Origin of the sequence: Aquabacterium sp. A7-Y (assembly GCF_026153205.1) — a bacterium.
Lineage (GTDB): Bacteria > Pseudomonadota > Gammaproteobacteria > Burkholderiales > Burkholderiaceae_C > Caldimonas.
The window spans coordinates 65,058-77,470 of record NZ_JAPFBW010000033.1 but is presented as its reverse complement, the minus strand read 5'-3'; the positions used below and the strand labels follow the sequence as shown (position 1 = coordinate 77,470).

Here is a 12,413-nt window from a genome sequence, read left to right as displayed (position 1 = left end):
AACGTCGTCGCGACGTCGCGTCACGTGTCGGCGGGTTGCGGTAGGCGACGCCGACGCGCGAGCAGTCTGGCCGTTGAGTCGCCGTGCCGCGGCCCAGGCAGCGATGCGCTGCAGGCCTTCGACCGCCCGCGACGGTGACCGTCTCGGCGTCGTTGAAGGCAGCGACTCTCCACCTCGGGAGCGAGCGCCAGGATCTGCTCGCGCGCCGCGGCCGGGGACATCGGCAGCGCCAGCATGCCGCCGAGCCCGAGCTGCGTCTGCTGCAGGCGGCAGCGGTGGAAGGTGAGCCGGAACGCGTCGTCCAGGGTCAGCGCGCCCGCGGCCCAGGCCGCGCCGATCTCGCCGACGCTGTGGCCGACGATCGCGTCGGCCTCCAGGCCCAGCGAGCGCAGCACCGTTGTCACGCCGACCTGCAGCGCGAGGTTGGCCGGCTGGGCGTCGCGCGGCTCAGGCATGGGCTCGCCGAGCGGCAGCGCCATGCCGGCCGCCGGATCGAACAACGCCCGCAGGCCGTCGCCGCCGGCGCGCTGCCAGGCGGCATCGCAGGCGGCGATCGCGTCGCGGAACACCGGCGAGGCGCTGAACAGCGACCGGCCCATGCCCCACCACTGCGCGCCCATGCCGGTGTAGACCCAGGCCAGCTTGCGCTCGCCCGGTGCGCGGCCGCTGCGCAGCGCCGGCTCGCGCCCGCCTTGCCCCAGTGCGTCGAGCCGGGCCAGCAGTTCGTCACGGTCCTGGGCGATCACCACCGCGCGATGGTCGTGATGCGCGCGCCGCACGGCGAGCGCATGGCCGAGCGCAGGCAGTGTCAGATCAGGCTGTCGGCGCAGCCGTTCGGCGACGCGGCCGGCCAGCTGTGCCAAGGCCGCGTCGGTGCGTGCCGACAGCGGCACCAGGCAGGGGCCGGCGGCAGCGGCGGGCCGGGGGAGCGCCTGCATGTCGGGTGCCCGCTCCAGGATCACGTGGGCGTTGGTGCCGCCATAGCCGAACGAGTTGACCGCGGCGTAGCGGCCCTGCTGCGGCGAGAGCGGCTCCACCGCCCGCGGCACCCGCAGGCCGAGCGCATCGAAGTCGATCTTGGGGTTCGGCGTCTGCAGGTGCAGGTGCGGCGGCAGCTGCTGGTGGTACAGGCACAGCGCCGTCTTCATCAGGCCGGCGACACCTGCCGCGGCCTCCAGGTGGCCCATGTTGGTCTTCACCGAGCCGACCCAGACGGGGCTGCCGTCGGCCTGCCGTTGTCCGATCGCGTGGCCGAGCGCCTGGGCTTCGATCGGGTCGCCGACCTGGGTGCCGGTGCCGTGCGCTTCGACATAGCCGATCTCGGCCGGGGCCACGCCCGCTGTGGCGCAGACCTCGGCGATCAGCGCCTCCTGCGCCTCGCCGTTCGGCACCGTGATCCCCGACGTGCGACCGTCCTGGTTGATGCCGGTGCCGCGGATCAGCGCGACGATGCGGTCACCGGCCGCCAGCGCCGCCGACAGCGGCCGCACGACGACGACGCCAGCCCCTTCCGCCCGCACATAACCACCCGCCGAGGCATCGAAGGTCCGGCAGCGCGCGTCGCTCGACAGGAAGCCGCCCTTGCACTCCAGGATGGTCATCTCGGGGCGCAGCATCACGTTGACGCCGCCGATCACCGCAACGTCGCATTCGCCGTTCCACAAGGCCTGGCAGCCGAGGTGGGTGGCGACCAGCGAAGACGAGCAGGCGGTGTCGACGGTGAAGCTCGGCCCCTGCAGGTCGAACACATAGGACAGCCGGTTCGACAGCATCACCATCGAGGCGCTGGTGGCGCTGTGCGAGAAGATCGCGTCGCGGCTCGGCTGGCTCATCTGCTGCACCGCATTGTCGAAGCAGAACGCGCCGACATACACCCCGACCCGCTTGCGTAGCCTCTCGTCGAGGACCAGGCCGGCGTCCTCGAACGCCTCCCAGGTCACCTCCAGCAGCAGCCGCTGCTGGGGGTCCATGATCGACGCCTCGCGCGCGGAGATGCCGAAAAATCCGGGATCGAAGTCCCAGATCGATTCGTTCAGGAAGCCACCCTGGCGGGTGTAGGCGCGCCCCGGCGATTGCGGGTCCGGGTCATAGAACTTGCGCACGTCCCAGCGGTCGAGCGGGACGTCCCGGATCGCGTCCACGCCCTTCAAGAGCATGTCCCAGTAGGCCTCCGGACTGTCCGAGCTGCCCGGAAAACGGCAGCCCATGCCGACAATCGCAAGCGGTTCGCGCGTCATGTTGTCTCCTTGGTGGTCGATGTTGTTGTGGGGGTGAGAGTGCGGTCGGGGGCGGCGGCGATCGATGCGGCGACCCGTCGGGACTGCCGGGCGATCTCGTGCAGGACGCCGCCGAGAGAAACGACATAGCCGGGGAAGTACAGGCCGGGGGCGTCGAGGGCCTCGCACGAGCGCGACAGCCGGGGCAGGCCGTCGTCGTCCAGCGCGACGAGGTGCCCGAGCAGGGGCTCCAGCCCCGGCCGATAACCGGTGGCGGCGACGACGACCTCGGGCCGAATGCGCTTGCCGTCGGCCAGCCGTACCGCCTCGGCGTCAAAGGAGTCGACCGCGGCGACGACCTCGACGCGACGTCGCTTGAGCTGTTCGACCAGGCCCACGTCGATGATCGGCGCGGCCCGGTCGCGCAGCACCTGGCTGAACAGGCCTCGAGGCGGCGGCGGCATGCCGAAGCGGCGCAGGTCGCCCACCGTGAGCCATTGCGTCACGCGCACCATTGGGTCCATCAGGCGGGTCGGCATCGACGCAAACAGCAGGCCGAGCACCTGCGTGGGCAGGCCGAGGATGGAACGCGGCAGCACGTTGGGACCCGTGCGCACCGACAGGCTGACCCGCGATGCGCCGCCGGCGGCCAGATCGCACGCAATCTCGGCGCCCGAGTTGCCGGTGCCGACCACCAGCACGTCGCGCCCCCAGAACGGCTCGGCGGTGCGATAACGGCTCGAATGCAGCAGCTCACCCCGGTAGAACTCCCGGCCCGGCCAGGCCGGCACGTGGGGACAGCGGTTCAGTCCCGTCGCGACCACCACCTGAGCGGCCTGCCAGCAGCCCCGGGAGGTCCGCAGCTCCCAGCCGTGCGGCTGCCGTCGAAGGCCGACGACGGGCGTCTGCAGCGCGATGCGGCAGCGGTGATGCTCGGCATAACGCTCCAGGTACGCGGCGAAGTCCTGCGCCGCCACCCAGCGCCCCGACTCGCGCGGGATCGCCATGCCGGGCAAGCCGGACAGCGCGCGCGCGGTGTGCAGATGCAGGCGCTGATAGTGGTGGCGCCAGCCCTGGCCGGCATGGTGCGAGCTCTCGAAGAGCACGCTGTCGATGCCCCGTTGCGCGAGCGAAGCGGCGGTCGCGAGGCCGGCCGGCCCGGCCCCGATGATGGCGACGCGGCAGCGGCCGTCGGCCGGCACCGCCGTGGCGTCTTCAGAAGCAGGCGCGTGGGGAGGCAGCGGCTGTGGCAGCCGGGAACTGTCGGTGTGTGAGGAGTTCACGGAGTATCGACATCTCGAAATGATGGAGGGAACGCCGCCGACGAAACGTCGGCTGCCGGCCACGTCCAGCACAAGCCCTCGGGCCGGCTGCACGGTACTGCGGTACTGCATGGAGGGCAGGGCACCGGACCAGCCGGCGCACTGCAGTGCAGGGTTCCCTCGATCAGGGCCGATTGCGGTTCAATCGACCGATGTCGAGCGGACGGCCCAGGAGCGAGCCTCGCTCCCGGCCATGGATGTGACGCGAACGGCTTGATCGAAGCCGGGTTCGCAAGTCCCCTGGTGATTTTTCTTCTTCGTTGTTCTCGTGACGTCGATGCCGCGCATGTCGATGCATCGGTCCCGTTTTTCTAGCTTTTCTGGATCTGCTGCGCATGGCGCGGCATGAAAGCCGCGACAGGTCGAAGTTAAGCCGCCGCCGGCACGGCCGCACGGCCCGGCTCGGAGGCGGGTTTCACGCCGAAGTAGTCGTCGTACTGCTGTTGCGCCTGCGGCCCGAACAGGATCTGGCAGGCTTCCATGAGTCCCCTCGAAGCCCGCAGGTCGCTTTGCCGCACGGTCAGCTCGATCTTCGAGCGCCGGCGCAGGAAATCTTCCAGCGTGGTCACCATCTCGCGTCGGGCGCAATAGGCGAACTCGCCGCGCACGTAGTCGGTGTCGTCGATGAGGATCCGGGCCGCCTTCGGGTCGGCGCGGATGTCGTCGAGGATAGCGAACGCATGCTCGCCGTAGAGCCGCCACAGCCGCTCGCTGAGTTTCTCGTGGGCGCGGTCCGCGGTCAGCGCATCGATATCGAGCAGGGCGCACTGGTGGAAGAAGGCCTCGCGCACCTCGCCGGCCGGCTCGCCATACCACTTACGATGTCGATGCGGCAGGTGCACCCCCATCTTCTCGAGTTCGACGCACAGCTCTTCGCCGACGTTGAGGCAGTCGGTCAGCTTGCCGCCGAAGATGCTGACGTGCTTGTCGGCCAGATGGCTCTCGACCACATGCTTGCGCGACATCTGGAACCAGTCCGCCTTGTCGTCCCCGCCAGCGCGCACCACCAGCGGCCGGACGCCGCAGCGCTCCGCGATGATGTCCGCCTTCGTCAGCGGCTTGCGCAGGCGCAGGCGCTTGTTGATGTTGTCGAGCACGAAGTCGCGGTCGGCGTCCTCGACCTGGGGCAGCGGGTCGCGCACCGGGGTGTCGGTGGTGCCGATGCAGGTCTTGTGGCCCATCGGAATCGCGAAGAACAGCCGGCCGTCATCGGCGAAGAAGGTCAGCACCCGACGGTGGTCGGTGACACGATCGACGATCAGGTGGATGCCCTTGGACAGCACATGCCGGTGCGCCGTCTTCTGTCCGGTGCGCGCGTTGTGGGCATCGACGAACGCGCCGCACGCGTTCACCAGGGTCTTGGCGCGGATGACGAACTTCTCGCCGCTCACCTTGTCGCAGACCGAGACCGCCCACAGGCCGTCGGCGGTGCGTACCGCGCCCTCCGATTCCACATAGTTCGCGGCGATGCAGCCCGCATCCATGGCCGAGCGCAGGAACTGGAAGACGAAGCGCGCGTCGTTGTCGAGCAGCATTGCATCGGAGTACTCGAAGCCGCCATCGCAATGCGTGAGGTCGACGACCGGCTCCTCGGCTTCGATCTGGCGTACCGACATCTTTCTCGGGGCCTGCGTGAACCCGTTGCCGATCAGCCAGTACAGCCAGGTTCCGGCGTACAGCTTCCACAGCGAATGCCGGAAGCCCTTTTCGTGCGCGGTGAAGAAGCGCGTCTCCTTCACGGAGGACGGATAGCTGCGGATCAGGTGGTTGCGCGAGCGGCACAGCTTGCGCACGAGTCCGAACTCGAAGGACTCCATGTACTTGATGCCCCCCCACACCAGGTTGGACGAATGCTGGCTGGCCACCGCCGCGAAGTCGCGCGAGTCGATGAGCGCCACACGGGCACCGCGGTTGGACATCGCTGCGGCCGTCACCGCCCCGTTGATGCCGCCTCCGACCACGAGGGTGTCGAACAGGGTCGTTTTCAGCTTCGAGAGGTGGGTCGCACGCAATTGCATAGTCGGCTTGGAGGTCGGCAGGTCGAATTCTCGGAATCACGGTGGAGCGAAGGCTTGCCTCCCGTGAACAAAAAGGAAAATAAACGAACACAAGATATCGGTCATGAGAAAAAACCCGAACACATATGTGGAGGTAAATCGCTTAGAAGCGCGCCTTAACGCGCAGCACCCAGCAAGAGCGAAGGGCGGTCGGCAAGCGGGCAATCGCCCTCGTGTGCGCAGCTTGGGGGGATAAGGGGTGAGTGGATGCTCTCACCCTCGAAACGAACATTCCGGTTTCTATTGGCCCAAAACGAACCGATTCGAAAATAAGCGAACATCTGGGTCCGGCGGCGGGTTCCCGCAGAGGCTGCGGCCGGATACTTATTGACGACGCGTTCAGCCACCGGCCTTGCACCGGTGCCTATCGCCAGCATTTGTCACTGCGTCGATGGTCGGCGCAGCGCCGGCCGGTGGATTCAAAGCGAGCGAGATGACATGCCGCTCCGGTCCCGAGGCACTCCGGTCACGGGTTGGCGCGCGTGGCGCCGGTTGCGGCCGTCCCCGCCTGCCTTTGGCGCCGATACAGCAGCGCCGCGAGACCGGCCGTGAGGAGCGCCCAGCCCTGTGGCTCGGGCACGGCAGTCACCCTCAGATCGAGGTGGGTCTCGGCAAGGATCGCCTCGACCCGATAGCGCGCGGGATCGAGGTTGCTGCCGAGCGCGGTGATATAGCCCCCCACAAACGGAGCGGTCACGATGCGATAGCTCCCGAGCTGCGGGGCGGGCGTCGCGAAGTCGACCCAGAGTTCGCCGTGCAGCAAGAAGGTGGACGCCGCGCTGATCGTGTCGAGAAGTTCAGGCGAGACGACGTCGATCTCGAACACGCTGTTCACGTCCAGATGGACGTCGCCGCCGAGCAGCCGGGCCTGGCCGACCTCACCTTCGAGCCCCGCACCAAAGCGACCCCCGGTGATCTCATAGTGCTGGGACCCGAGGGTGCCTCCCAGCCAGGTGGCCGCGTCGCGGCTGCTCTGCCAGTACCAGCCGGGGAGGGTCAGGGTGCTGCCGGCGCCGATCTCCAGCAGGCCGGCGTTGGTCAGGTCGCCGGGCAGCACGAGTCGGGCGCCGCCGAGCAGGCGCAAGCGTCCGCTGTTGTCCCGCAGCTGCGCCAGCGCATCGGTGTCGCGGCCGCTGGCGATGTTGACGAGCCGGGCCTGCGGTCCGTCGAGCACCAGTTCCCCCCCGTTGTCGAGCACCTGCCGAGGGCTGCCGTCTTCCTGCACGCCCAGGTTCAGAGCCATGACCCTGTTTTTCATCAGATATCGTCCGCCGCGCAGACGCTGATGGAAGGAGCTCCATTGCGCCAGTGGCCCCTGCACCTCCAGGCGCGCGCCCACTGCCTCCAGGCTGCCGCGGTTGTCCAGCGCACCGGTGAAGCGCAGCATGCCGGCACCGCGGGTGCGCACCGTGCCCCGGTTCTCGAAGCTGCTTTCCACCACGCTCAGGGCACGGCCGGTTTTCAGGTAGGTGCCGTGGTTGTGGAAAGCGACCACCGCCAGGCGGATGGGGCGTTCCGTGGTCGAGTCCGCGCCGGGAACGCCGCGGGCGGTCTGATCGACGAACACCGTACCGGCGGCCAGATGGATGCGGCCGGGACCGTCCAGGTCGGCGTCGCCCGCCCAGACCGCGCCGCCGTTGAAGTGGAAGTCGCTCAGGAGCGTCTTCTCATACACCCCGTCGGGGCGGGAGACCCCGTGGTGCAGGTGGGCAAGGCCGTTCACCGTGACCGGGCCATCGACCTCCAGCTTGCCGCTGCCCCACTCGAGCTGGCCCACGCTCACGCTGCCCTTCACGCGCACGGTGCCGGGCAGCGGGCCGAAGCTGTCGGGCGGCTTGTCCTCGTCGATGCGCAGGGTGCCCGGCAGGATGACGGAACGGTCGAATGTGAGCTCTGTACCCTCGAGCACCTCGGTGCGGCCGGTCCCGGTCAGAGACCCGCCGTCGGAGATCCGCAGGACCATGTCCCGCAAGGTCACCGTGCCGTCGTTGTGCAGCGTCCCGGTGAGCAGATTGCTCAGATCGCGGCTGTGGCTCAGCTGCAGCACCCCCCCCGGGGCTCACCTGCCAGTGGCCCGAGCCGTGCAGCACCGAGGTGCCGGACACGCTGTAGAACATGTCGATGGCCAAGGTGGCGTCCCGCTCGACCTGGACCCGGCCGTTCTGCGAGACGCTGCCGTCACGACCCATCAGGATGTCGAAGCGGCTGCCTGGCTGGAGGTGGACGGAGCCGGTGTTGACCCAGTGGGAGCCGCCGGGTCCGAAGTCGAGGGCCAGCCGGCCTTTGCTCATTCGGAAGCTGCCGCGGTTGTCGAACTCGCCAGCATTCGGAAAATTCAGCCATGTCCGGTCCGCCCCGGTCTTCTGGTACACGCCTTCGTTGAGGAATCGGAAGATGAACGCCTGGTGCTCGGCCGTGTCGGCATGGTCACGAAAGTGGCCGCGTGTTCCGGTGTGCAGCAAGCCGAGCGATGTGATGAAAGACTCGCCGTCTTCCCAGTTCGAGCTGCCGAGCAGGTGCAGTTTCAGGGCCGGCCAGTAGCCGTCACCCGAGGTTGAAATGGAGCCGCTCAGACGCGCGTCGCCAAGGACGGTCACGCCCGGGCCGGCCGACTGGTACAGCGTACCGCCGCTCGCCTGCAGGCGGTCGACGCTCAGGGCGCCTTGCAGCGCCAGCTCGCCGCTTCGCATGACGAGCTGCCCGAGGGAGGAGCCGTCATTGGAGAGTTGCAGGCGTCCGCCGCGGATCTCCAGCGTCCCGCTGCCGCGCGCCCTCGCGGCCGCAAAGCTGCCCTGACGCAGCACCGTGTCGAAGGCGCCCAGTGAGACGCCCTCGCTCGGGGAGACCGGCAGACCGGCCGACCAGTTGGCGGGCAGGTCCCAGAACGGCGCGTCGGCCGCGCCGGTCCATTCGTTGTCGGCTGCCGCCGTGGCCGTGCACACCGCGAGATGGGCGGCGATGACGGCGACCGGGGTGGTGGCGGACCGCAGACGGCCGGGACGGCGTCCGGCTGGCTCCGGGTGGGCAGGGAAGACGGGATGCGCATGCTGATCTCCTTCCAACAGGACATCGAGCCGGCCGGCGCGCCGAGCAGGCTGCGCGGCACCATGGGCGGCGCCGTGGCGCGACGGTGCACGCCGGACGGCGCGCCGAGATCGGGCCGGTGTTGATGGAGGGGGGGCTTCGGCCGGGGCGCCGGGACAGTGCGGTGAGAGGCATGCCAGGTGCGAACGGCGGGATGGCCCGACGCTGCGGGAAACATCGGCGATGGCCCCGGTCGGCGTTTCCGGAAATTGCAAGCGTGAGTAAGGCGGCGCGTGGGGCACGGCGTCGGGTCCATCCCGCCTGCTGAGGCAATCTTCGAGACAGGCCGAACCTTGCTCGCGACGCTGGGACACCCCTTGTTCGAACCCTTGGTGCCGTTCCAGCAAGGTGATGAGAAACCCGAGCTGCTCTTCTGTCGTGCTTCGGGTGCGGACGGCCGCGGTTACTACTCTGCAGATGGGTTGGTCGTTCTTCAGGGCTCGACGGGACGGCGCGAGAGCGTTCCCTCCCTGCAAGGGACTCCCGGAGGACGCCGACGGGATCGGCTTGTCGAAAGCGGCGTACTGAAGGTTGAAGGGGACCGAGTCGTGCTGACGAAAGATCACATCTTCGACTCACCCAGCGCCGCGGCGGCTGCACTGGCCGGGCGGAGCATCAACGGCTGGGTGGAGTGGAAGAACGCTGCAGGACAGACGCTCCACGAACTGAAGGGCGTTCCTGCTACGGCGATGGAGTAGCCAGCCAGTCGGCGGCCTGCATCAGGCAGCCCTCGGTATACGGGGCCAGCACCGTCCGCGCTCGTGAACGGCAGTTGCCGAAACGCCAGAGTGGATGTTGAGCAAAGTCGATCGGGCTCCCGGCGACTTCACGCTCCGCTGCACCGGCCTCGACCGCGGCACGATAGAGCACTATGGAAGCTCTGACCCATACGCCCGTCAGATGACCTCCCACATTGCCCTGTTCGAGGAATGTCATGGTGGCCCCGGTGCCGGAGCCCGGGACTTACGTCCTGCTTCTGGCCGGCCTCGGCGCCGTCGCGGTCGGTGCGAGGAAGCGTCGAGGGCCGGAAAGCCGGATCTGATTCCACCGCTAAGCGCGGGCAACACCTCCGGCGTGATGACCGAAGCGCGGCGGTGAGCGGAGCGAGCGGCGCGCGGCACTATGCAGCGACTCAGTTCCCGCGGCGCGTCTGCGCGCTGGCCAGCAGGAGTTCGACAATCGCTTGGCGATCCTGCACTACACCTTGCGGACGATGGAATCGGGCCAATTCCAACGCATCTTCCTCGTTCGGCCCATCGTCGAGCCGAACGAAGGGGTCAGCCCCGAATTCCAGCAGCAGTCGAACCAGGTCGACCTGCGAGTGAATGACGGCCTGGTGGAGTGCGCTGGTCTGGTCGTAGACCAAGCGGTTGGGGTCCGCGCCCCGCGTCAGCAACAGGCGTGCGCATGCCACAGGGCTGCGGGCCCCGCCGAAACCGGCGGCGCGGATGAGGTTCACCAGAGGTGTTTCTCCCGTTTCTGCGCGGGCGTTCACGTCGGCGCCCAGGTTGCAAAGCATTTCCACGACGGGCAGGTCTGCACGCTCGCACGCCAGAATCAGTGCCGTCGTACCGAACTCATGTCATAGACAGCGCGTCGGGCGCTTCCCCAGTTCTGAGGATCGTTCAGCTGACCACTGCACAATTGCAGGAATCGAACTTCCCGCAAAGCACCATGGTTCTTCCCGAAATCGAGATCGGAGTATGGCTGCTACCTCACCGGTCCTACGGCTACCTGATCGAAATCGACGCTGCTGGCTTTGAAGATGAGGTGCCGACGGGTGTCGTGCAGTCCTTGGAAAGCGTTCCGATGCGCGGGCTTTACCCGGAGTTTCTGCCCGACTTCCCGCATACCGACTTCAAGGTGGAACCCGAGCAGATGTCGCGGCTGGTCGAGCTGACGGACCAGATCACGTATTCGTTTCGTGAGCACCCGTTTACCCCGATGCTGGGCGGTGCGCATTTCGGACTTCGTATCGCGCGAGGTCACCAGAGGGCGTCGGTGGTCTGGCTGGGTCGATTCGAAGACCAAGACGAACCCATTCGAGCGCTATACAGCGCTGTACTGGAACTCGGCAAGGCGGCGTGCAGCGAGCTTTGAGCTGCCCACCCGGTCCGTAGGCCATCGAGTGTCTTGCGGGGTGGAGTGCAGTGGGCGGCTCGGCACCATCTGCGGCAACTCCGTCGCGTTCGTGCTCGTTTCCCCGTCGCACAGGCTTCCGCGTCCCGGATTACCAGGATGTTGTGGATGCTCTGCCGCAACGGACAACAGAATCGAAAGCACTTTTTTTGTTGGTGCTTCATGGATGTCACGCAGGTTTTTGGCGCGGTACTTCGCGCCGAGCGGCGCAAGCGGGGCCTGACGCAGACCGACTTGGCGCTGCGAGCCGGCCTCCACCTGAACTTCATCTGCATGGTGGAGCGTGGCGAGTCCTCGCCCACCTTGCCGACTCTCTACGCTCTCGCGGACGCGCTCGAACTGCCGGCAGAAGCACTGATTGCGACGGTCTCGCAGCAAATCACGACGGGTCGACGGGCGCCCAAGAACAAGTAGGGCCAGACGCTGACCGTCAGGGGCCGAGTCCGTCGGCCGATGCAAACTGTCCTTTGCAGCTCCTGCGGACGTGCGCAGCGCGCCACGGGTGCTCGCAGAGCGGCGCCACCCGTCACACCTGCAGCACCAGCTTGCCGTGGTTCTCGCCCTTGAACAGCTTCATCAAGGCGGTCGGAAAGTTCTCCAGACCGCCGACCACGTCCTCGCGCGCCTTCAAGTGGCCCTGCGCCATCCAGCCGGCCATCTCACGGATCGCATCGCCCCAGCGCGGCAGGTAGTCGCCGACAACGATGCCGGTCATCGTCGCGCGGTTCACCAGCAGCGACAGGTAGTTGGCCGGGCCGCGCGTCGGCTCGGTGTTGTTGTATTGCGAGATGGCCCCGCAGATGACCACCCGCGCTCCACGCGCAAGCTGCGTCAGCGCAGCGTCCAGCGTCTCGCCGCCGACGTTGTCGAAAAATACGTCGATGCCATCGGGGCAGTGCTGACGCAGCATCTCCTTCACGTTCTCGGTCTTGTAGTCGATGGCGGCATCGAAGCCCAGTTCGTCGATCAGGTAGCGGCACTTGTCGGCGCCGCCCGCGATGCCGACCACGCGGCAGCCCTTCAGCTTGGCGATCTGGCCCACCACGCTGCCCACCGCACCGGCCGCGCCCGACACCACGACCGTCTGCCCGGCTTCAGGCCGGCCGGCGTCCAGCAGACCGAAGTAGGCGGTCACGCCCGGCATGCCCAGGGTGCCGAGGTAACGCGGCAGTGGCGCGAGCTGCGGGTCGACCCGGGTCAGCCCCTTGCCCGACACCCGGGCGTACTGCTGCACGCCCAGCAAGCCGGTCACGTGGTCACCGGCCGCGAAGCCGGGGTGGCGCGACTCGACCACCCGTCCGACGCCCAGGGCGCGCATCACCTCGCCGATGCCGACCGGTGCGATGTAGGACTTGCCCTCGTTCATCCAGCCGCGCATCGCGGGGTCGAGCGAGATGTAGAGCACCTGTACAAGCACTTCGCCGTCCACCGGCACGTCGACGGGGGAGGTGGTGTATTGCCAGTCGCTCGCCTTGGGCTCGCCCACCGGGCGGGCGGCGAGCAGAAATTGTGCGTTGCGGTCGAGTGCGGTCATGGGGACTTTCGATGTGGAAGACGATGGGCCTCAGTGTGCCGAGTGCCGGCCCTCTTGCTCA

Annotated in this window: 11 protein-coding genes and 1 pseudogene; 5 read left to right on the top strand and 7 right to left on the bottom strand. The window is 67.9% G+C overall.

Translation table 11 applies throughout. From position 1 onward, the window contains the following. Positions 1–20: 20 nt before the first annotated feature. The 4 genes from OOT46_RS24725 to OOT46_RS24710 all read right to left on the bottom strand — a co-directional run bounded on the left by OOT46_RS24725 (position 21) and on the right by OOT46_RS24710 (position 7,642). A complete protein-coding gene (locus tag OOT46_RS24725; protein WP_265406296.1) occupies positions 21–2,237 on the bottom strand; it encodes a type I polyketide synthase in 2,217 nt (738 codons plus the stop codon). Beyond that, positions 2,234–3,499: a flavin-containing monooxygenase gene (locus OOT46_RS24720; protein WP_265406295.1), complete on the bottom strand. Its 1,266-nt coding sequence runs from the start codon at positions 3,497–3,499 to the stop codon at positions 2,234–2,236. Before OOT46_RS24720 ends, OOT46_RS24725 begins: the two co-directional genes overlap by 4 nt. A 407-nt stretch (positions 3,500–3,906) precedes the next feature. Further along, a complete protein-coding gene (locus tag OOT46_RS24715) occupies positions 3,907–5,556 on the bottom strand; it encodes an FAD-dependent oxidoreductase (protein ID WP_265406294.1) in 1,650 nt (549 codons plus the stop codon). A gap of 505 nt (positions 5,557–6,061) precedes the next feature. Continuing rightward, entirely contained in the window at positions 6,062–7,642 is a 1,581-nt protein-coding gene (locus OOT46_RS24710; protein ID WP_265406293.1) for a hypothetical protein, read from the bottom strand. 34 nt (positions 7,643–7,676) lie between these two features. Between OOT46_RS24710 and OOT46_RS24705 the strand changes: the two genes are divergently transcribed. Continuing rightward, positions 7,677–8,153 carry a hypothetical protein gene (locus OOT46_RS24705; RefSeq protein WP_265406292.1) on the top strand — a complete coding sequence of 159 codons (477 nt, stop codon included), beginning with the start codon at positions 7,677–7,679 and terminating at the stop codon, positions 8,151–8,153. An 843-nt stretch (positions 8,154–8,996) separates the two neighbouring features. Next, entirely contained in the window at positions 8,997–9,377 is a 381-nt protein-coding gene (locus OOT46_RS24700) for a DUF4357 domain-containing protein (protein WP_265406291.1), read from the top strand. On the opposite strand, the gene OOT46_RS24695 is transcribed toward OOT46_RS24700, so the two are convergent. Then, on the bottom strand, positions 9,361–9,615 hold the full coding sequence (locus OOT46_RS24695) for a hypothetical protein (protein ID WP_265406290.1): 255 nt from the start codon (positions 9,613–9,615) through the stop codon (positions 9,361–9,363). The genes OOT46_RS24700 and OOT46_RS24695 overlap by 17 nt on opposite strands. Here OOT46_RS24695 and OOT46_RS24690 point away from each other — a divergent pair. Next, on the top strand, positions 9,614–9,721 hold the full coding sequence (locus OOT46_RS24690; RefSeq protein ID WP_265406289.1) for a PEP-CTERM sorting domain-containing protein: 108 nt from the start codon (positions 9,614–9,616) through the stop codon (positions 9,719–9,721). The two genes, OOT46_RS24695 and OOT46_RS24690, sit on opposite strands and share 2 nt — an antisense overlap. A gap of 90 nt (positions 9,722–9,811) precedes the next feature. On the opposite strand, the pseudogene OOT46_RS24685 reads toward OOT46_RS24690, so the two are convergent. Continuing rightward, positions 9,812–10,246: pseudogene (locus OOT46_RS24685) on the bottom strand (ankyrin repeat domain-containing protein); the annotation flags it as partial. Positions 10,247–10,353: 107 nt separating this feature from the next. On the opposite strand from OOT46_RS24685, the gene OOT46_RS24680 reads away from it, so the two are divergent. Together OOT46_RS24680 and OOT46_RS24675 are read left to right on the top strand one after the other, a co-directional pair. Then, a complete protein-coding gene (locus OOT46_RS24680; protein WP_265406287.1) occupies positions 10,354–10,779 on the top strand; it encodes a hypothetical protein in 426 nt (141 codons plus the stop codon). 138 nt (positions 10,780–10,917) lie between these two features. Beyond that, positions 10,918–11,232, top strand: coding sequence for a helix-turn-helix domain-containing protein (locus tag OOT46_RS24675; protein WP_265406286.1), 315 nt, complete (start codon positions 10,918–10,920; stop codon positions 11,230–11,232). 112 nt (positions 11,233–11,344) lie between these two features. On the opposite strand, the gene OOT46_RS24670 is transcribed toward OOT46_RS24675, so the two are convergent. Further along, positions 11,345–12,352 (bottom strand): NADP-dependent oxidoreductase, encoded by a 1,008-nt coding sequence (locus tag OOT46_RS24670; protein WP_265406285.1) that lies wholly within the window; start codon positions 12,350–12,352, stop codon positions 11,345–11,347. Between the last annotated feature and the right edge of the window lie 61 nt (positions 12,353–12,413).